Annotated in this window: 15 protein-coding genes and 1 tRNA gene; 3 read left to right on the top strand and 13 right to left on the bottom strand. The window is 32.9% G+C overall.

Annotation, left to right across the window (positions count from 1 at the left end):
* Positions 1-50: 50 nt before the first annotated feature.
* The 3 genes from QMA06_RS01910 to QMA06_RS01900 are packed head-to-tail and all read right to left on the bottom strand — an operon-like array spanning position 51 to position 2,087.
* Positions 51-227: a hypothetical protein gene (locus QMA06_RS01910; protein WP_290205162.1), complete on the bottom strand. Its 177-nt coding sequence runs from the start codon at positions 225-227 to the stop codon at positions 51-53.
* Positions 228-255: 28 nt separating this feature from the next.
* The gene (locus QMA06_RS01905; RefSeq protein WP_290205161.1) at positions 256-1,590 is read right to left on the bottom strand and encodes an MATE family efflux transporter; all 1,335 of its coding nucleotides are present in this window, start codon (positions 1,588-1,590) and stop codon (positions 256-258) included.
* The gene (locus QMA06_RS01900; RefSeq protein ID WP_290205160.1) at positions 1,587-2,087 is read right to left on the bottom strand and encodes a GNAT family N-acetyltransferase; all 501 of its coding nucleotides are present in this window, start codon (positions 2,085-2,087) and stop codon (positions 1,587-1,589) included. Before QMA06_RS01900 ends, QMA06_RS01905 begins: the two co-directional genes overlap by 4 nt.
* 238 nt (positions 2,088-2,325) lie before the next feature.
* Between QMA06_RS01900 and QMA06_RS01895 the strand changes: the two genes are divergently transcribed.
* Positions 2,326-2,399: transfer RNA gene (locus QMA06_RS01895), tRNA-Ala, on the top strand.
* Between the two features lie 290 nt (positions 2,400-2,689).
* Here the strand turns inward: QMA06_RS01895 and QMA06_RS01890 are convergent.
* The 5 genes from QMA06_RS01890 to QMA06_RS01870 form a co-directional block, all read right to left on the bottom strand.
* Positions 2,690-3,529 (bottom strand): alpha/beta hydrolase family protein, encoded by an 840-nt coding sequence (locus QMA06_RS01890; RefSeq protein WP_290205159.1) that lies wholly within the window; start codon positions 3,527-3,529, stop codon positions 2,690-2,692.
* Positions 3,529-6,288: a PD-(D/E)XK nuclease family protein gene (locus QMA06_RS01885; RefSeq protein ID WP_290205158.1), complete on the bottom strand. Its 2,760-nt coding sequence runs from the start codon at positions 6,286-6,288 to the stop codon at positions 3,529-3,531. Before QMA06_RS01885 ends, QMA06_RS01890 begins: the two co-directional genes overlap by 1 nt.
* A gap of 125 nt (positions 6,289-6,413) precedes the next feature.
* A complete protein-coding gene (locus QMA06_RS01880; protein WP_290205157.1) occupies positions 6,414-7,811 on the bottom strand; it encodes an OmpA family protein in 1,398 nt (465 codons plus the stop codon).
* Positions 7,812-7,947: 136 nt separating this feature from the next.
* Entirely contained in the window at positions 7,948-9,141 is a 1,194-nt protein-coding gene (gene kbl, locus QMA06_RS01875; RefSeq protein WP_290205156.1) for a glycine C-acetyltransferase, read from the bottom strand.
* Between the two features lie 38 nt (positions 9,142-9,179).
* Positions 9,180-12,311, bottom strand: coding sequence for a UvrD-helicase domain-containing protein (locus tag QMA06_RS01870; protein WP_290205155.1), 3,132 nt, complete (start codon positions 12,309-12,311; stop codon positions 9,180-9,182).
* A 115-nt stretch (positions 12,312-12,426) separates the two neighbouring features.
* Between QMA06_RS01870 and QMA06_RS01865 the strand changes: the two genes are divergently transcribed.
* Positions 12,427-13,032 (top strand): superoxide dismutase, encoded by a 606-nt coding sequence (locus QMA06_RS01865; RefSeq protein ID WP_290205154.1) that lies wholly within the window; start codon positions 12,427-12,429, stop codon positions 13,030-13,032.
* Positions 13,033-13,559: 527 nt separating this feature from the next.
* Here the strand turns inward: QMA06_RS01865 and QMA06_RS01860 are convergent.
* The 3 genes from QMA06_RS01860 to QMA06_RS01850 all read right to left on the bottom strand — a co-directional run bounded on the left by QMA06_RS01860 (position 13,560) and on the right by QMA06_RS01850 (position 17,351).
* Entirely contained in the window at positions 13,560-15,458 is a 1,899-nt protein-coding gene (locus QMA06_RS01860) for an amidophosphoribosyltransferase (protein WP_290205750.1), read from the bottom strand.
* Between the two features lie 40 nt (positions 15,459-15,498).
* Positions 15,499-16,425, bottom strand: coding sequence for a PfkB family carbohydrate kinase (locus QMA06_RS01855; RefSeq protein ID WP_290205153.1), 927 nt, complete (start codon positions 16,423-16,425; stop codon positions 15,499-15,501).
* A 212-nt stretch (positions 16,426-16,637) separates the two neighbouring features.
* Positions 16,638-17,351 (bottom strand): hypothetical protein, encoded by a 714-nt coding sequence (locus QMA06_RS01850; RefSeq protein ID WP_290205152.1) that lies wholly within the window; start codon positions 17,349-17,351, stop codon positions 16,638-16,640.
* 343 nt (positions 17,352-17,694) lie between these two features.
* Between QMA06_RS01850 and QMA06_RS01845 the strand changes: the two genes are divergently transcribed.
* Positions 17,695-19,257, top strand: coding sequence for a T9SS type A sorting domain-containing protein (locus QMA06_RS01845; protein WP_290205151.1), 1,563 nt, complete (start codon positions 17,695-17,697; stop codon positions 19,255-19,257).
* Between the two features lie 144 nt (positions 19,258-19,401).
* Here the strand turns inward: QMA06_RS01845 and QMA06_RS01840 are convergent, their stop codons facing one another.
* Entirely contained in the window at positions 19,402-20,043 is a 642-nt protein-coding gene (locus QMA06_RS01840) for a ribonuclease H family protein (RefSeq protein ID WP_290205150.1), read from the bottom strand.
* Between the two features lie 95 nt (positions 20,044-20,138).
* The gene (gene purN, locus QMA06_RS01835) at positions 20,139-20,705 is read right to left on the bottom strand and encodes a phosphoribosylglycinamide formyltransferase (protein WP_290205149.1); all 567 of its coding nucleotides are present in this window, start codon (positions 20,703-20,705) and stop codon (positions 20,139-20,141) included.
* Between the last annotated feature and the right edge of the window lie 202 nt (positions 20,706-20,907).

Below are 20,907 nucleotides of genomic sequence, written 5' to 3'. Positions count from 1 at the left end.
CTAAAATTAGAAACAGGCCATTTCCGCCTAAAAACCCAAGTATATCCATATTAAATGTCTTTATTTCTGTTTTTATTATATCTATAAATAGTAAAAGCTATAATCACTAAGACTACAAAAGGTAAGAGTGTACCAATAAACACACCAATGCCATAACTGCTATCGGGTGCATTTTTTATTTTTTCGTCAATATTAACATTTTGAAATATGGAAGCTAATACATTCATCTGTAGCACTAGGTTTTATAGCACAAATTTAACCGTTTTGAGCTAGGGATTTAAAAGTTTTACGAAATTTTATAATTAATGGTAAGCCTCGCGCGACCATCCATAATGTGAATGCTATAAAAATACCGTAAAGTTTATAATCTAATTGATCTGTCCAAAAAACGATAGGCACAAACACAATAAGTGTAGAAAAGAGTAGAACGTTTCTGAGATATTTCATTTTACCGAGTCCTTTAAAAACGCCATCGAAAATAAAAGCTAAAGCACATAGAGGTTGCATGGCGAGCACAATCCAAAATATGTTATAGAATTCATTGAGCACCTCTTGATCATTGCTGAATATGTTTCCTATTGGATAATAAAATACAGCGCCCATTACACCAATTAAAAGTCCCACAATAAGTCCATATTTAATGAGTTTGTTACTTAATTCAATAAGGCTGCTATAAGCTTTGGCACCAAATAATTTACCCGATAAAATATTACCGGCACTCGCATATCCATCAATTAAAAAAGCACCTAAAAACCACAGGTTAATTGCTATAGTGTAAGCGGCGATGTAATTTTCACCATATTTAGTGGCAAAACTAGTCCCAAAATATAAGGCAATATTTAATGCTAGAGTTCTAATGAATAAATTTAGAATCATTAACGTGAACTTTTTCATTTCAGGATTTACGGGCAATTTTGCGAGAATAGGAATATCCGTTTTTTTAAGTAAATAATGACCTGAAAGTAGTGCCATAAGTATTTGAGCTATAACACTGGCATAGGCAGCACCTTCTATGTGCATTTCGGGAATAATGTCGTTGACACCATACACAAAAATAAAATCGAGAATAATATTAGCTGACGCGCCCGCGATAGCAATCAACATGGGATAAAAGGTATTCTGAAGTCCTCTAAATGTTCCGAAAACAGCTATAGTAAATAAAGTAAAAGGAAAACCAAAAACACGGATGCGATAATAATTCACACTATAGTCTAGAATGTCGCCTGAAGCATTATAAAGTTTAAAAATCTGTGAAGCCATTGGGTAAGTCGTGGCAATAATTATTAAACTCAAACCTGTAATAACAAAAATGGCTTGCGCGGGCAAATTTTTAACCGCTTCAACATTTCCTGCTCCTAAATATTGTGAAATAATAGAAGAAATTGCACTTCGAGTTTGGCCTAAAACCCAAATTAACATGGATAAAAATGTAGTAACAATACCTACTGCTGCTAAAGACGTTGTAGCATTTTGTTCCATATTACCAATTATAGCAGCATCAGTTAAAGACAAAATAGGCTCTGACACTCCAGAAATTAAAGCCGGAATTGCTAATTTGTTAATCTGTTTTAAAGTTATGGACGTGCTCACAATACCAATTCGTAACAATGAAAAGGAAAATCACTTTGCTTTGGAAAGTAGATATCGCCTAATCGCTTATAACCGCGAAGTTCGTAAAAATTTTGATTTCTTTTGTTTTGAGAAAAGGTATCTAATCGAACAGAGCTATAGTTGTTATCAAAAGCAAATTGCTCTGCAAAGTCCATTAATTGTTGGGCATAACCTCTACCTTGAAATTTTGGGTGAATGGCCAAGCGGTGAATGTAAATATTATTATCGTTTAAAGTCATCCATTTTATAGGTTCATATTCTACATCCATAAATGTTGAAATGACTATACATCCTTGTATTGTAGCATTAATTTCTAAAACGTAAAGCTCTCGTCGCTTTAGGTCATTCTGAAAAGCAGACGGGCTTGGGTAATATTCGTTCCATTGAAAAATGTCCTTAGCAATCATGTCTTTAGCACACGCTTTTGTGACATTAATAATTGTTTCAATATCCTTTTGGTTAGCTTTACGTATCATTTTTTATGTTTTCATTATTGTGAAAATTTCATAGCTAATAAGAACAATATTAGTACGTTTTAGTACATTATAAAAATCAATTTCAAAAATTCTTATGCACGGCTTGACGATGCGCAGATTCTACGACTAAATTTGGACATAGGATAGAATTTTTAAAAAATATGTCTTTAGTACAAAAATGTTCGTTTTAGTGCCGAGTGGATTAAAATAAACGTATTTTGCGAAAGCAAATAATTCTGGGGCATTAGCTCAGTTGGCTAGAGCGCTACGCTGGCAGCGTAGAGGTCATCGGTTCGAATCCGATATGCTCCACGAAAGCGTGTATTTACAAATGAATTTTAAACCGCATTTGTAATTATGCGCTTTTTTATTACAGTTTAATTTTCAATGGCTGGGTAGTTAACTTCATCATTATATAAAAGCCGGTTTTACTTCAATTTAGGGCTATTAATTATTATTTTTTTAACTTTAACTAAGACTACGCTTTTACAGCCATTTCATCTGTTAAAACAAAAAAGCAATATGTTATGGAAAATTACTTTACGAGAAAATGAGAGCTTGAATCATTACGCCTAGTTTAAATGTCTTAAAAAAGATTAAATTCATTTTAAAAACTCAAAAATAGAAGTAACGGTTTCGTTTAAGGAATCAGATAGCTCACTTTTATCCCAAGGATGCTTAGTATTAAACACATGGTCTGCATCTTCAATAATCCTAAATTCGCTATTAGGATTCCATTGGTGTAAAGCTTTGGCTTCACTAATATTTACGGAAGTGTCGTCTGATCCATGAATAATTAAATGTGGAATTTCCAATCGTTTTTCAGCCGATTCAATATGAAGTCTTTCTTCGTTCGCTTCAAAATCTTCATAAAATTGATAAAAATGCGGCATCTGTTGTTTCGTTCTACCATTTAATACATACCTAACTCCATTTTCTTTCCATGTATTTAATTCTCTAGTGGACGGCATTCTACGACCGAAGTCGCTCACACTCGCTAAAGTAATAAGTTTACTAATTCTAGTATCTTCTGATGCTTTTATAATGGTAATACCGCCACCGCGACTGTGACCTATTAAGTTTATGTTAGTATTATTTATGTTAGCATTGGTACTTAAGTAAGTTTGAGTCCAGGTGATAACATCATTTAAATCCTCGAGTTCTTTGGTGTAGTTGTTATTTCCAAAAGCCTCCAAATCCGGAAAATCTATTGGGTTTTCAACCGTTCCACCATTATGCGAAAAGTTGAATTTTATAAAACAAAAGCCTGCCTCAGCAAAACGTTCTGCCATAACATTCCATGCGCCCCAATCTTTAAAACCTTTATATCCATGACAAAATATTACAATAGATTGATTTGTTTTTTCTTCAACATAAAACGCATCAATTAATAGCGGTTTCTTAGTATCCCTCTTTAGAATTATGTTTTTATCAATTGTCATTAGTCGAGTACTTTTTCAGTGAAATTTACCTCCGAATTACAGATTTCGATTATAAGGTTTTTCAATTCTACTTCAAAATTATTGAGTGTCTCGGCGGTTATTAATTGATCTTTTGATCTGGCATGAGACGATGCTTTTTTTCCGAATTTTAAAAAACCTTCATTAAGGTTTTTAAATGAAATAATACCAGCCTCGATTGGTAACTGTATAAGGTTTTGTTGCCACATCATATACGCATAACACAAAATCTGAAAGGATTTGCTGTACTTATCATAATCTGTGGTGATATCTTCCCAGTCGGTAATTTCTACTTTGTTTTGTTCTACTTTTCCAGATTTATAGTCAATTACCCTCGTGATACCATTAAAGCTATCGATCCTATCTACTTTTCCTTTTAGCTTAATAGGAAAATCTAAGCCGTCTATTTTAATATCTATGGTTTTATCGGCTTCTATAGACAGAATTTTAATTTCATTCCCTTGCCTAATACTTTTTATTTCTTGATTAATGAAATTAGAGATATAACGTTGTGCAATTTCAAAAATGATAAGATTTTTACCGCTCGAAAAGCCACCTTTATTGTAGAGCTTTTCAAAATGCTTGGTAACCATATCCTGTATCTGATTCTTAAATGTTTTAAGATGCTCAATAGTTAAAATCTGATTTTCCAAGGGTTTGTAAAAATCTTCTAATGAGTTATGAATCACAGAACCTAACGTGTTGGCAGCAATATTTTCTTCAACTTCTTCAAATTCCTTAATGCCAAGAATTTTTTCATAATAAAAATCTATAGGGTTTCTAATATAATTAGTTAATGAAGAAGGGGAAAACCCTTTATTAGATAGCAGTTTTATTTTTTCCATAACTGCAGGGGTCTTTTTTATTTCTTCGGTCTTTGGTTCTATAATGGGAACATCTGGAGAAATTATTTTGTGGTTAATCTTATGGATGTTTTCTATATCTAACTGTGTTATAAATCTACTTTTTTCACCTCCTTTTAAAACATCAATTTCAGTATTATATAGAATATAAACGTTTTTAGCACGCTGCAAAAGTCTATAAAAGTGATAAGTATAGACAGCATCTTTTTCTTTAAAAGTAGGTAAGTTGTTTTCAATTTTAACATCAAAAGGAATAAATGAATTGTTTGTCTTTCCAGATGGTAAAATCCCTTCGTTAACAGAACTTATTATAACCGTTTCAAAATCTAGAACACGTGTTTCTAGCATACCCATAATTTGGAGTCCTTCTAAAGGTTCACCTTTAAAGTCTAATGTCTCCGTACTTAATAACTCTTTATAGATCGTTTCTAAAGCTGCAATTGAATTTAGGTATTTATAATCTGTATTGAGTTCAATTAATTGATTAAATAAGGTGTTAAAGCGATATAAATATTCTAATTCTAGGCTATGGTTTTGTTTGTCGCTATCGAGTTTCGATTTTATTTTAAAAATCAATTCTGAACATGTCTTTAAAGCGATTTCCGGATTATTATTCCAGGTTTGAAAGAGTAAGTCAATATAAACTGAATGAGAGTTTGAAATCAGTTTTAAATCAGCAACAGTAAGATATACTAAATTGTGTGTTTGAATGTGGGCTACAATGTCACTTGAAACATTGTTGGTTTCTGTTTCGAATAATCTCGAAATTGAAGGATGACTTAATAAATTGATAACATCCTTGTAATATAATTGACTTGGGTTGTTTTTGTGTACGATAAATAAAAGTTCAAAAAAGGAAGCTAAGGGCACATATTCTAATGCTAAGCCCATCGTAACATTTAATTTTGTAATGCTTTTAGGAATAGAATTAAGTACCGGTAATAGGAGTTGTTCTTCTCCTAAAACCACGGCAATTTTTGAAAGTTCAGTTTTACTTTTAGTTAATTCATCTAATATCTGACCGATATATTTCGCTTGCCCAACAAGTTTAGGAATTCCAATAGATTGTATGTTCTTTTCTTCGGTATAATGAGAGGTAACCCAATTAAATGGGTGAGATGTAAAGTAAGTCCATTGATTTCTGTGTTGTCTGGTAAAATAACCAGCATCATGAATATTATCGTCGATAAATGCCGCATCAATGTCCCAATAAATATGTGCTAAGTTCTTTTTAAGTAAGCCTTGAATAATAAGCGATTCGGATGTGTTCAGAGCATTGAAGCCGAGAAAAACATGAATTTTATTAGTAGAATTGTTAATGTAAGCGTCTAAGTTTTTAACCGCTTCTCTATATATAAGTCCTTGATAACCTTGTTTGGATTGTAGCAAGTTATCAGTAAAGGCGGCGTAATAATTTTTAAGCTGTTTCCAGAATTTTAAATGATTTTTTATAAGATCTGTTGGGTTAGTTTCCAAAGACCAGTGATTAAGTTCTTTTATGGCGTTTAAATAATCGAATATGTGTTCTTGGGGAATAAGGTAACGATCAATTTCGTTAAAATCTTGTAATAAGATCTGTGCCCATTTTGAAAAGGACTCAAAAGTATCCTGCTCGTTTTCGGGTGTTACATGTTTATACGATTCATATAATCTAAAGAGGAGGTCTGTATTAGGCAGTGTTTCTAACCCTGATAATTCTGCTACAAACTCTTCAATGCTTAGAATGTCGGGGGTGAAAATGGGTTTTTCTATTATTGTTGAAAGATGATATTTAAGAAAAACTCCAGCACGTTTACTGGGAAGAATAAAATTTAAATCTTCAAAATTTAAGTTTTTGGATTGGAGGTCTATAAGTACAGTTTTGATAAAAGAAAGCATGGCACTTATTTTAAGAATTATATTATTTTAAATAATGAAACCTATTGAATTCGTTTCTTGTATAAAAATAAAAAACGCTCCGAAATTCGGAGCGTTTTTAAAATATATTTTAGAGATGTTTGTGATTAGTTTTTCAACTTCACTTCTACACGTCTGTTTTCTTTTTTACCAGATCTAGTTTTGTTGGTTGCTATTGGGTTTTCTTCTCCGAAACCTTTAGCAGTTAATCTCTCAGAACTAATTCCATTTGCAATTAAGTAATCTCTAACTGCATTTGCTCTTCTGTCTGATAATGCTTGGTTCATTGATTTAGAACCGTCGCTATCTGTATGACCTTCTAGTGCAAAGTTAGCTTCTGGATATTCTTTAAATATCGCTACCATAGACTGTAATACTTGATCAGTTTGCTTCTGGAAAGTTGCTTTACCTGAATTAAATAGGATAGATCTAGAATATTCATTTAAAGTTTTCATAACCTCTGGAGTTGGCTTAACTTCTGGACAACCATTGTTTGCAACTGTACCAGCTTCTTCCGGACATTTGTCATCTTTATCTAAGACACCATCACCATCAGTATCTGGCCAAGGACATCCACTGTTTGCAGCAGGTCCAGCTTCATTAGGACAGTTATCATCACCATCAGCAACACCGTCACCGTCAGCATCTGGACAACCAGCTAAAGTTTTTAAACCAGCAACGTTAGGACAGTTATCATCTTTATCCATAACACCATCGCCATCTGCATCTGGACAACCGTTAAATTCAGCTAAGCCAGCAGTATTTGGACAATCATCTTTAGAATCTTGAATACCATCATTATCAGAATCAGGACAACCATTAAAGATTTCTAATCCAGCTTCTTCAGGACAAGCATCATCTTGGTCATAAATGCCATCACCGTCAGTATCAGTACCACCAAACTTAAACGTAAGACCAACTGAATGTTGGAAATGCTTTGGTAAATAATCTTCGAAAGCGTGCTTGTATGTAGATTGAAGATCTAAACCTAAGTTATCAGAGAACCAGAATTTAAATCCTAAAGTACCATTTAATGTTCCTGCTCCAATTTCATCTAACCAAGTGTAACCACCACCAACACCGATATAAGGATCGATAGTGTTAGAATTAATAAGATTCATTAAGCTATAAGAAATTCTACCATCAACACCATAATAAGTTAAGTCATCTACATCATTGGTAGTTTCCTCACCAGTCATTGGGTCAGTGTTAGTTCCGAATTTATCAATTTTGTTTAAAGAACCTTTAGCAGTAAAGGTAAAACCATCACTTAGGTATCTAGATACAGAGATCGTAGAAAGCGAAGGAAGAATGTTCCAATGATCTGATACATTAAAGAATTCGTCAAAATAGTCACCTTGAGGTGCGTCTTCTCCTACAGGGTATGGATCAACGGCGTTGGCGCCAATTGTAATAGCCCATGGATTGTTCTTGTCTTGAGCATTAGAAGTGCTGAAACTTGCGAGAAGCACTGCTACAAAAAATAATCTGCTAAGATTTTTCATATTCAAATTAGTTTTAATTTTTAAGTGTTAATTGTTGGTAAAAGTATGATGTTAAATTTTATTAACAAAGACAAATATATAAAATTATTAGGACATCGCCCTAAATTCGTGTGTTTGAATTAATAATTTTCGGATATCAGATAACATTGAGTGATTTTCCAACTTTTATAAAAGCGGTTATAGCTTTATCGAGTTGTTCTTGGTTATGCGCGGCAGAGAGTTGTACTCTAATTCTGGCTTTATCTTTTGGTACTACTGGATAAAAGAAACCAATAACATATATCCCTTCTTCTAGTAACTTATTGGCCATATTCTGTGATAATTTAGCATCATACAACATTACTGGAACAATCGCTGAATCTCCATCTATAATATCAAAACCAGCTTCTTTCATTCCTTTTTTAAAGTATTTTGTATTCCAATCTACTTTATCTCTTAAGGTGGTATCGTTTTTAAGCATGTCAAACACTTTAATAGACGCACCCACAATAGCAGGAGCCAAAGAGTTTGAAAATAAATAAGGTCTTGAGCGCTGGCGTAGTAATTCGACAATTTCTTTTTTAGCTGTCGTGTAACCTCCCATGGCTCCTCCCATAGCTTTTCCTAAAGTTCCAGTAATAATATCTATTCTTCCTAATACTCCTTTTTCTTCAAGTGTTCCAATACCTGTTTCGCCAATAAAACCTGTAGCATGACATTCGTCTATCATTACCATGGCATCATATTTCTCAGCTAAGTCACATATTTTATCTAATGGTGCCACTAAACCGTCCATTGAGAATACTCCATCTGTAACTATAATTTTAAAGCGTGCACCATTAGCATTGGCTTCAATTAATTGGGTTTCTAAATCGGCCATATCGCTATTTTGATAACGGTACCTCGCTGCCTTACATAATCTTACACCATCTATAATTGAGGCATGATTTAAAGAGTCTGAAATAATAGCATCTTCTTTTGTTAATAAAGGTTCAAATACACCACCATTGGCATCAAAAGCTGCTGCATATAAAATGGTATCTTCAGTGCCATAGAAATCGGCAATTTTTTGCTCTAGTTCTTTATGAATATCTTGGGTGCCGCAAATAAAACGTACGGAGGACATACCAAATCCATGGGTGTCCATCGTATCTTTTGCTGCTTGTATAACATCTGGATGCGCTGATAACCCCAAGTAATTATTGGCACAGAAGTTTAAAACTTTTTGTCCGGTGTTTAAGGTTATTTCCGCTCCTTGAGGAGAGGTTATGATGCGCTCTTCTTTAAAAAGACCAGCTTCTTTTATAGATTCTATTTCTTGCTGTAAGTAGTTCTTTATGTCTCCGTACATGATTTTAATTTTGAATTAAAACAAAGATAGTAGGATTTTTAGACTTCGAGAACTTCAACGGAGTCATTTATATAAACTATTAGTTTTTGGGTTACGGTAAATTTCATCTGATTTAAAATAGACGCATAATTATTAAGTTGTATCGCATAAATTTCTTGTGCCTCACCAGTTTTATAATCCATAATTACCACTTCATTTTTAGAGTTAATATTTAATCTATCTGGTCGAAGTAGTTGACCAGAGCTCGTAATAATATCACGTTCGTTGTAAATCTTAAAATTGTCTTTGTAAAAAGACTTTAATTTCGGGTGATTTAAAACCTCTAAGACTAAGGCTTTTAATTTTTCATTGTTATCAGAAGTTACATCACCAGAAATTAGTAATTCCTTAAATGCGAGATCAACATCTTTAACGGTCTGAATTTTTGATAAAATTAAATGAACTAAATTTCCACGTTCAATAGCTGTTTCTTGTTGCGTATCCCAAAGTAAACCAGATTTGGTTACAATATTTAAATTGTGTTCTTCTTTAGGGACTGAAATAAGTTGCAACGCGCTAGGCGTAATTTCTTTTTTCACTAAAGTTTTATTTGGTTTTAATGCACCATAACTATAATTTAATAGTCCGTCATTCCATTTATCTTCATAAATCAAGAAGTTAATAAACTTGCCGGCATAGGTGTCTTTATTGACTTCACCATTAGATTTAATATCTTTTTTAGAAATAATATACAGTTGCTCAACAGCTCTTGTTAGAACAACATAAAGTAAATTGAGATTATCGAGTTCTAATTGCGATTGGTGTGTATTGTAGATATGATTTCCAATATCTCCATAATGTGCTATATCTTTATTATAGTTAAGTAATAAAGTGCTAAAACCATTATAACTATTGGCTTCAACAGGAAACCAAACTTTTGGCTCTAATTCCTTATAGATATTAAGATCTGCAAATGGAAATATTACTACAGGGAATTCTAAGCCTTTAGACTTGTGTATGGTCATAATCTGAACCGCGTTCATATTCTCTGGGGTGACAACACTTAACTTATCAGCTTTATTTTCAAAATAATTTATAAAAGCGGCAACATCAGCATTTATTTTTTGAGTAAACTCTAAAACGACATCTAAATAAAACTGAACATAGGCGTCTGATGCTTCATTGAGATGAAATTGTCTAATAATGTGCTCCACCAAATCATAAAGTGGGAATTGAAGACATTGATTTTTATCAATAAAAATATCCAGGTCTTTAAACATTAAAAACGTTTCCTCTAGATTCTTCTTAAGATAAGGCACAAAGAATTGATGTTTGTCTTTAATTTGATATTGTTCTGCTAAATAAGAGAGAACTTCAATTTTTAAACTGTCATTTGTGGGTTGAATGAGTAATTTTAAAAATGAATTAATAAAGGAAACCTTTGCTGAATTTTTTAAAAGTAATGTCTCCGACGAGGTGATTTTAATACCTTTTTCATTTAAATAGTTGGCAATGGCAACACCTTCTTTTCTTTTTCTCACTAAAACACAAATATCATCTAATTGAAATCCATTAGCTTCACATTGTTTGATGGTTTCTAACGCTTCCATAGCATATAACTCGTACTTATCATCATCTTTCTGAATATCCAAAAAATTTAAATGCACGTAGCCTTCTGAAGCACTATGTGTTTTTTGTTGTGCTTTTTTAAAAAGATCAGCATAAGCAACTTCACTAAACGAAGTTTCACTCAAATAATTGAAAAACGCATTATTAAATTCAATAACCGATCTTGCACTGCGGTAATTGGTTTCTAAAGGCAAAACTTGTGCTTCGAGCTGAAATGGATTATCAACTTTATTATATAATTTAATAAATTGTTCAGCTTCTCCACCTCTCCATCTATATATCGCTTGTTTGGCATCGCCAACTAACATGGCTTTACCGTGCGATGCGGATAATGCATTATCTAATAATGGTACCAAATTGTCCCATTGCATTTTAGACGTATCCTGAAACTCATCAATAAAATAATGTTTAAACTTTTCACCTAAGCGTTCATAAATAAATGGAGTAGGTTGGTCTTTAATTTCATTACTTATTATTGTGTTGAATTCTGAAATCAACATTTTATTTTGGTCAGCTTTTAAAACATCCAATTCGTTTTTTATAGCGTTTAAAACTGAAAGTGGAGTGATGTTTCTATAAAAGCCTTTTTTAAGTTTTATATTGAAAAGTGCTTTTTTTGAATCGGAAAAATACGTCGCTAATTGTGGTTGAATATTTTCAATGGTTGAAGCTACTACGTCTGATACCCGTTTTGGATATAATGTTCTTCCTTCGATTAAATCGTTTTGCCAAGCAGAATCGAAACCTACAGTGAATTGGCGATCACGTAATTTTTCAAAATGTTTTGGAAGTGAGCTTCTGTTGAAGTCATTAAATTGTAATCCCGATTCTTCAATTAAAATCAAAGCAGTGTTTGCTGTTTGAACAATATCTTCCTCTAATTGATTAATTTCTTGTAATAATTGTTGTTTTAAAATTTTAAAATCATCGAACGATTTATTTTTTAAAGTTTGGATAGCAAGTAGGTCATTTTCGTTCACCAATAGTTTCGAAATTTTATTAAAATCGTAACTAATGTCCCAACTTTTATCGTCGTCGGCTTTTTCAATTGCAAAATCTACCAAAACTTTAGTTAGGGTTTTGTCGCTTCCAGCTTTGGCGATCAAACTATCAACAGCTTCGTTGAGGAGACGTTCTTGGTCGAGTTCAACTTCAAAATTAATCGGTATTTTTAAGTCGTGAGCAAAAGTTCTAATTACTCTATGCGTAAATCCGTCAATGGTAGAAATATCGAAAGCACCGTAATTATGAATAATATGTTTTAAGATGTGTTTAGATTTATTATGAAGTATCTCTGGCTGAATATTTAATTCTATACAAATAGCTTCAAACATGGGGTGCGGCTGAGAGAGACTTTTTTCTTGTGAAAAAGATGTTAGCATTGTAATAATTCGTTCCTTCATTTCGCCTACCGCTTTATTAGTAAAGGTTATAGCTAAAATCGTTTTGAATTGATCGTAGCTTTTAGCCTGAATTAAAATTTTGAGATAGGCTTTTGCGAGCGTGAAGGTTTTTCCACTGCCAGCTGAAGCATTGTATATTTTGAAGGTTGAATTTTGCAAGAGATAAATTTTATACCAAAATAGGGAATCTTAATAGTTTATTAAGAGAAAATCATGGACAAAATCGTAAATTTGAGTACAAACAAATTATTAACCAATTAAATATAAAAATATTATGGCTTTCGAATTACCGAAAATAAAATATGCTTATGATGCTTTAGAACCGCATATTGATGCGCGTACTATGGAGATTCATCATACTAAACATCACCAAGGTTATACTAACAAATTAAATGATGCAATTAAAGGCACAGACTTAGAAGGAAAAACCATTGAAAATATTCTAATTAATTTAGATAAAGATAATAAGGCTGTTAGAAATAATGGAGGTGGTTTTTATAACCATTCTTTATTCTGGGAGATTATGAATCCTGAGAAAGGTCGTTTATCTGGTGACTTAAAGGATGCAATCGAGGCCAAATATGGTTCTTTTGATGCTTTTAAAGACGAATTTTCTAAAGCTGCAGCCACGCAGTTTGGGTCTGGTTGGGCATGGTTGTGCGTACACAAAGGAGGAAAGGTTGAAGTATGTTCTTCGCCAAACCAAGATAATCCACTGATGCCAGGAGTTGGTTGTGGTGGTACGCCAATTTTAGGCTTAGATGTTTGGGAACATGCATACTATTTGAACTACCAGAACAGAAGACCAGATTATATTGAAGCTTTCTTTAATGTAATTAACTGGAATGAAGTTGAAAGACGTTATGCTGAAGCTAAATAAGCTATAGCAATCTTATAAAATGTAAAACCGAGCTTTATGAAAGACTCGGTTTTTTTATGTTTTAAAAAATAAATTCTGCTTGATCAGATTCTTACTTCCTTGTAATTAAAAATGAAAAAGGGCGAACAGATGTTCACCCTTTTTGCCCCAAATCTACCATAAACTTAACCTACTTATGTTATGGTGAGTCAAATATAGGTGGACATTTTAAACACATTCAATTTTTTGGATAAACGACCTATATATTAGTCTAAGCGTGGAATGTACTACGATTCTGATATTTTAGGTAGTATTGTTATCTATTATCAGATATTTAATTTTAGGTATGTCTTTAATTGAAGGCATAAAAAAAGGCGAACGAAGTTCACCTTTTTTTGCCCCAAATCTACCATGAACTTAACCTACTTATGTTATGGTGATACCAATGTAAATGTAAAATGCTAAAACCAACCAAAAATCGGACAAAATACATTTAAATCCGACAAAACACAGTTATTGTCGGATAAAGCGATGTTTTGACCATGAATTTAGTAAGCGCGCTCTTTATTGCCTTCATAAAAATTAATAAATGCTCTATTTACGACCCTATTTCCTCCAGCTGTTGGATAATTCCCTGTAAAATACCAATCCCCTAAATTTTTTGGACAAGCCTTATGTAAATTTTCTACAGGTTGGAAAATAATTTTGACTTCGGATTTAATGTTGTCTCCGCCAAGTAATTCAGATATCTTATCAGAAATCTCTTCATCTGTAAAGTTGCCGTATATTTCTTTTACGTAGTTCACAACGTTTTTGTCCTTCATATTTACTTGTTCAAGACATTTATTATAAACGTCTTCAACAATATGATATTGATTATTATCCTTCAATAATTCTAAGGCTGCTCTAAACGCAATTAAAGTTTCCAAATTGGCCATATCAATGCCATAACAGTCTGGATAACGAATTTGTGGTGCGGAGGATACGACTACAATTTTTTTCGGGTTCAATCGATCCATCATTTTAATGATACTTTTCTTAAGCGTTGTACCTCTCACAATACTATCATCAATAATGACTAAATTGTCCGTAGGTTTAATCACACCATAAGTCACGTCATAAACGTGCGCCACCAAATCATCTCTACTGCTATCTTCGGTAATAAAAGTTCTTAATTTAACGTCCTTAATGGCTATTTTTTCTATCCTAGGTCGTTCCGATAAAATCTCTGTAACCTTTTCGGCAGATAGTTTGCCGCCTCCATTAAGTATTGATTTTGTTTTCTGTTCGTTCAGGTGATCTTCAACAGTTTCTATCATACCATAAAACGAAGTTTCAGCAGTATTAGGTATATATGAGAACACACTATTTTTGGTATCATTGTTAATGGCTTCAAGAACTTTCGGCATTAGTAATCGCCCTAATTTTTTTCGTTCTTGATAAATTTCTGCATCACTACCACGAGAAAAATAAATACGTTCAAAAGAGCAAGCTTTACGTTCTAAAGGTTCTAATATTTTTTTAATTTTAGTGGCGCCAGACTTTTTGGTGATGATGGCGTGGCCAGGATCTAGTTCTTTTACGGATTCAAAAGGTACATCAAAAACAGTTTGGATTACTGGACGCTCTGAGGCTACTACTACGATTTCATCATCTTTGTAATAGTAAGCCGGTCTTATTCCAGAAGGATCTCTTAAAACGAAAGAATCGCCATGACCTAATAAGCCTGCCATAACATAACCACCATCCCAATTTTTCGCTGCTCTTTTTAAAATTTTACCAACTTTTAAACGTTCGGCAATTAATGGTGAACATTCATTTTTATTATAACCTTCTTTTTTAAGATCTCTATATATTTTTGAGACGGCATCATCTAAAAAATGGCCGATTTTTTCCATAACAGTTATGGTGTCCGCTTTTTCCTTTGGGTGTTGTCCGATTTCTATAAGATTATCAAAGAGCTCGTTAACATTTGTCATGTTAAAATTACCAGCCACTATAAGGTTTCTGTGCATCCAATTGTTCTGTCTTAAAAAGGGATGAACACTTTCAACACTGTTTTTTCCAAATGTGCCATAGCGCACATGGCCTAGTAAAACTTCTCCTATATAAGGAATGTTCTTTTTTTGTAAATCAACATCGTTTTGGTATTCAGGATGCTGAGTTAATTCGGTATTTATACGTTCATTAATTTGAGCAAAAATATCTTGTATAGGCTGCTGCGCAATAGAGCGCACACGACTAATGTAACGTTCACCAGGCTTTACATCTAATTTTATACTTGCAAATCCAGCACCATCTTGGCCACGGTTGTGCTGTTTTTCCATCATTAAGTACATCTTGTTAACACCATAAAATGCACTTCCATACTTTTCTTTATAGTATTCTAAAGGTTTCAAAAGTCTAATAAGTGCAATACCGCACTCATGTTTTAAAGCATCGCTCATAATGTGTAAAAAAAAAGCGCTCAATAATGAGCGCATAAGTTTAATTTAATTCTATATCAAATTGCGTTAGACTCTTAAATTGGTCTAATCGTTTGTATATTTCTTTATCTGTTAAGTTCTCCATGCGCTCTGTGCCAAATTTCTCTACACAAAACGAAGCTAAGGTCGATCCATATATGACGGCGGTTTTCATATTCTCAAACGAGAAATCACCAGTCTTAGCTAAATAACCAGCAAAACCACCAGCAAAGGTGTCACCAGCGCCAGTCGGATCAAATACTTCTTCTAAAGGTAAAGCAGGAGCGTAGAATACGTTACCAAGATGAAACAATAAAGCTCCATGTTCTCCTTTCTTTATTACTACATATTTAGGACCCATATCATGTATCTTTCTTGCGGCAACCACTAAAGAATATTCACCAGTTAGTTGTCTCGCTTCCTCATCATTAATTGTTATAACATCAACGTTCTTTATTACAGAACGTAAATCGTCGAGTGCAATATCCATCCAAAAATTCATTGTGTCTAAAATGGCTAACTTAGGTTTTGTTGTCATTTGGTCTAGAACCCCTTGCTGTACCAGAGGGTGCAAATTACCTAACATTACCACTTCTGAATCTCTGTAACTTTCTGGAACTATAGGTTTAAAATGTTCTAAAACATTCAACTCGGTCACCAAAGTGTCGCGTGAATTCATATCGTTGTGATACTTACCGCTCCAAAAAAATGTTTTACCATCTTTTACAATTTCTACACCTTCAATATCAATATTTCTATTTTTTAAAAGGTCTAAATATTCTTGAGGGAAATCGCCACCTACTACAGAAACGGCTGCAGCATCTACGTTAAAATTTGAAGCTGATAAACCTATATATGTTGCTGCTCCACCAAGGATTTTATCGGTTTTTCCAAACGGAGTTTCAATGGCATCAAAGGCTACAGTACCAACAATCACTAATTTACTCATAAAAGTATTTTGAATTAAAGGGCAAATTTACGTAAAAATTATTCCTTGTGAAACATGAAGTTTTACAATACACATTGTGATTTATTATTTATAATAAATTCATTATGAATTATTAAATTTTCAAGAAATAGGCTATTCATTTAGGTTTTAATACGAAAAAGCTGCAATTTTTAGAATTGCAGCTTTTTTAATATTATATAATGTACGTTAAATTATAATTTAACGATGCCAATATGCAATAAATCGCCAGGGACGTCACTAGCAGAGTTACCAATATAATAACTGATATCTAAGATATCATCTGCAGCAAATACATGTTGAAATGTTCCAGAAGCCCCAAAATAATCATTTGAAGGTAGATTAACTGCACCCCTTGCCATATACCCAGTGCGAATTCCGTTTTTAAATACTGCAAAAATATATTTTACACTCCCAGACTCTAAATCTCTAGTCGCCCAACTGGCATTAATTGAATAAACTCCTGCTTTTAAAATTTTTATTTTACCATTACCTACAACTTCAAAATAATCACTGTCATTATCTAAAACATGACTAGTTCCTAAAGGGAACTGATCAAAATTAGTACTATTGCTTGATGTTACTAGATTTGCTCCATTCATATTTCTATACATCGTTAAAGACGGTATGCCATCTTCTTCTGCAGATAAACGTTTCCAACTTGTTGAACTTAATTCATATACCTCAATACTCTCGGTAGTGGTATTATAAATTGTGAGACCTTCTACTGATCCAGAAATTGCATCACGTTGTGTAGTTGTAAGTCTTGGCAGTAACAAACCTTTATCTGTGCTTTGTAATTCTAATATACTAGACTCAGCTGGATCTTCCGTCCCTATACCAACTTGGGCAAAACTTGCAGTGGTGCATATTAAAAATGCGCCTAAAAATTTTAAAATGGATTTCATAACTTTAAATTAATTAACTTTAACATAAGGACAAATAAACATTAAAATTTGTAAAATATCTAATTTAAAAATTCTGAAGCCACACTGTTAGGCGGGTTTTAAGAGTATAATCTATTTGTTATTTAATTTAAATAATTTATTACGAGCGCTTTAGATGTGTTTGTTAGGCCTTGTAGGAAAAATATTTTTATTTGTTATTTTTCTGATGATAGCTTTTTAGAATATTAAATCATAATTATAAGCTAATTTGATTCAGATTGGTTTATGAATTTTATGTTTATTTTCTTGAAAATTAAAAATTATTGGTGTTTATTGCGTGTTACCCTATAAAAAATGGATTAATATGAAATATCGCTTTCTTGCTTTACTATCAATTTTTTGTTTATGTCTTGGTGCTCAGGATTTGTCTAGTAAAATGACTGTAACTGCTGGGACATCCATGATTATAAAATCTGGCACCACATTAGATGCTACTGAATTAAACCTTAAGTCAACTTCAAATCGTTTTGCAACTGTTTTGGATGAAACAGGAAGTATTTCTTCTGGAACGGTGGTTAATTATGATAGATATGTTAATGTTGTAGGTTCTGGAGCAGGTGGTGGAAATGATTTAATATCATTACCAGTGAAAGCTGTAGATGCTAATTTTGGTGATTTTTTAGCCTATAATACGGATGGTACTGCAACAACAGCTAATTCTGAGTATATGCCTACTTCAGGTACATTATATGCTTTTGGACCTTACAGTAATGTTCAAAAAGCTTACATAAATTATGATACTGCTACAGATTTAGCGGTTTCTTTAGAACGTGCTGTTGGTTACAGAGCGGCTACAAATAGTGGTCAGACTTTAAGATTTACTGGTACAATTTCTACAGGTACAGAAACAGTAAGTATTACTACAGTTGACGATTATAAATGGAATTCGGTTGGGAATCCTTATCCTACTTACATAGATTCTCAAGCATTTTTAACTGCAAATGAATCTAATTTAGACCCAGCATCTACGGCAATATATGCTTATAATAATGGTGCGTCATCTGGTCCTGGAACCATCGGTGATTTTACCATAATAAACTATTTAACCAATACAGCTTTAAATATAGCTCCGGGTCAAGGGTTTTTATTGGCTAATGCTGGTACTACAACTCACGATATTAGTTTTACACCAGCGATGCGCTTATTTAGCGGTTCGGACGATTTTATAGCGGGAAGAGTTGAAAATACTCACCAGATGTTGAGATTAAAGGCAGAACATGCAAATGCAGATTTTGCCACGGAGATTTATTTTAATAATTTTTCTACTCAAGGTTTAGATCTTGGCTATGATGCGAAATTATTTAGAGAGTCATCATTAAGTTTTTCATTATATTCTCATTTAGTTGAAGATAATGAAGGCGCCAGTATGGCAATCCAAAGTTTAGAAACTTTAAATGGAGAGGTGATTATTCCGCTTGGACTTAAGGTTGAAGAAGGTGAACAAGTAAAGTTTAGCATTGAGAATTCTACGTTATCAAGCGATATTGAAATATATCTTGAAGATAATTTGACAAATACATTTACCTTATTAAATGATGCTAACTATACGTTTGTGACCAATACAGCCCTCTCAGGAACTGGAAGATTTTATTTACGCATAGGTAATGTATCCTTATCTCAAATTAATAAGGAACTCAATAGTCTTAACTTATATACAGCGAATCAGAAAATTTTTGTAAAAGGACAATTATTGCAAGCAACTCAAATGGGTGTTTATGATAGTTTAGGACGTTTAGTGATGCGTTCTAGTTTAGAAACAGGATCTAATACTAATGAAATTGATGTGGCACATTTAAGCACTGGTATTTACATCGTTAAGTTAACGAACGGTAAACAGAAGCTTACTCAAAAAGTTATACTTAAGTAATATTAAGAAAAAGAAATAATCTCATTAATGGGTTAGTAATTAAAAGAAGATTTAATTACTAATCCATTTTTTATTGGATTTTTTTGTTCAATGAATTCGTAAAATTAATAGACTAGTAAAATAGGTAATGTGAAACATTTAGTGTCATTTCCTTCCAAAATCAGCAGGAATCTCACCCCAAGCTTTAGTTTCCCATTTTACAATTGTAGTTGAGTATTCATTAGTTTTTAACCATTGCACTGCGCGATCTACCAAGTCGTAAACGGGTTTGTTTTTAGCATTACGCTCTAATTTTGAATTGCAGGTTTTTTTACGGACCCAACTCATTGCTGTTCTTGAGTCTGTATACATTATACGTGTACTTTTGTGCTGTTTTAAAAATGCTAACCCATGTACCAAGGCTAAAAACTCACCAATATTATTGGTACCTTGTTCAAATGGCCCTTGAATAAAAAGTTGTTTTTTGGTTTTGGTATCGACTCCTCTATATTCCATGATGCCAGGATTACCACTTGAAGCGGCATCTACTGAAATAGAATTATGATTAGGCAGTCCGATTCTTTTAAGTTCGGCTTCAGAAAGTCCACTTTTAAAGGATTTAGATTTTCCTATATAATCAAAGTAATTCCCTTTTAAAGCTTTGTCGGCTTCCTCGCGTGTGGAAAATGATTTGTATTGTGCACCTTGAAAATCTTTTATTTGAACTTTACAATCGTTCCAAGTATTAAAGACTCCTTTTTTGTGACCTTTCCAAACGGTGTAATATTTTTTCTTCTTTTTACTCATCTTTAGTTCTCGTGAAAACGGGAATCTCTGTTGTCATTCTGAATGAAATAAAGAATCTCAAAACGATGTTTCAAAAAACTCAACATGACATTTGATTAATTTAATAATAACTCATTAACTACTCTCGGAAAATGCTCCATCTCCAACAAATGAATTTTCTCAGCCACATCTTCGACAGAGTCTGTCGATAAAACTGGGCATTTGGCCTGAAAAATAATAGCTCCTTCATCATAATGTTCATTGACGTAATGGATGGTGATGCCAGTGTCGGTTTCCTTATTAGTTACAATAGCTTCATGTACATATTTACCATACATGCCTTTCCCCCCATATTTAGGTAACAATGCAGGATGAATATTAATCACCTTATTTTCAAAATTTTCTAAAATGAATGCTGGAAATTTCCATAGAAAACCAGCTAAAATAATGAGATCTGGTTGAGCTGCTTTTAAAATATTTAAGACATCTTCGGATTTTGAGAAGGCGATTCTGTTGAAAGACAATGCGCTAACATTTAATTTTTTGCAGCGATCCAAAACTTTGGCATGAGGATTGTTGGTTAGTACCTGAATAACAGACGCCTTATCGCTGTTGTGAAAAAACTTAATTAAATTTTCAGCATTAGAGCCGCTTCCGGACGCAAAAATTACAATACGTTTCATCAATTAGTTTATATTTTAAATTATTGTATGATGGAATTCACTAATTCAAAAATTACAGAATGCACTGCAACCTTTGTTTAAGCTCATTTCATTTACAGGTATATTTCTTCTATAGATTCAAACAAAAAAAAGAATAATAATTAACAATTAAGAGCAAAAACTAAATACTTTATCTTTATTTTTACTAAATTAAAAACACATT

This window comes from Winogradskyella bathintestinalis, from assembly GCF_030407435.1.
GTDB lineage: Bacteria > Bacteroidota > Bacteroidia > Flavobacteriales > Flavobacteriaceae > Winogradskyella > Winogradskyella bathintestinalis.
This window is presented reverse-complemented; position numbering and strand designations above follow the sequence as displayed.

Bases quoted from the DNA above. Each gene is read 5' to 3' on its own strand.
- QMA06_RS01885 (WP_290205158.1), bottom strand. From the start codon at position 6,288: ATGCTTTCTTTTATCAAAACTGTACTTATAGACCTCCAATCCAAAAAC.
- QMA06_RS01845 (WP_290205151.1), top strand. From the start codon at position 17,695: ATGAAATATCGCTTTCTTGCTTTACTATCAATTTTTTGTTTATGTCTT.
- QMA06_RS01850 (WP_290205152.1), bottom strand. From the start codon at position 17,351: ATGAAATCCATTTTAAAATTTTTAGGCGCATTTTTAATATGCACCACT.
- QMA06_RS01865 (WP_290205154.1), top strand. From the start codon at position 12,427: ATGGCTTTCGAATTACCGAAAATAAAATATGCTTATGATGCTTTAGAA.
- QMA06_RS01855 (WP_290205153.1), bottom strand. From the start codon at position 16,425: ATGAGTAAATTAGTGATTGTTGGTACTGTAGCCTTTGATGCCATTGAA.
- QMA06_RS01840 (WP_290205150.1), bottom strand. From the start codon at position 20,043: ATGAGTAAAAAGAAGAAAAAATATTACACCGTTTGGAAAGGTCACAAA.
- kbl (WP_290205156.1), bottom strand. From the start codon at position 9,141: ATGTACGGAGACATAAAGAACTACTTACAGCAAGAAATAGAATCTATA.
- QMA06_RS01860 (WP_290205750.1), bottom strand. From the start codon at position 15,458: ATGAGCGATGCTTTAAAACATGAGTGCGGTATTGCACTTATTAGACTT.
- QMA06_RS01910 (WP_290205162.1), bottom strand. From the start codon at position 227: ATGAATGTATTAGCTTCCATATTTCAAAATGTTAATATTGACGAAAAA.
- purN (WP_290205149.1), bottom strand. From the start codon at position 20,705: ATGAAACGTATTGTAATTTTTGCGTCCGGAAGCGGCTCTAATGCTGAA.
- QMA06_RS01880 (WP_290205157.1), bottom strand. From the start codon at position 7,811: ATGAAAAATCTTAGCAGATTATTTTTTGTAGCAGTGCTTCTCGCAAGT.
- QMA06_RS01900 (WP_290205160.1), bottom strand. From the start codon at position 2,087: ATGATACGTAAAGCTAACCAAAAGGATATTGAAACAATTATTAATGTC.
- QMA06_RS01890 (WP_290205159.1), bottom strand. From the start codon at position 3,529: ATGACAATTGATAAAAACATAATTCTAAAGAGGGATACTAAGAAACCG.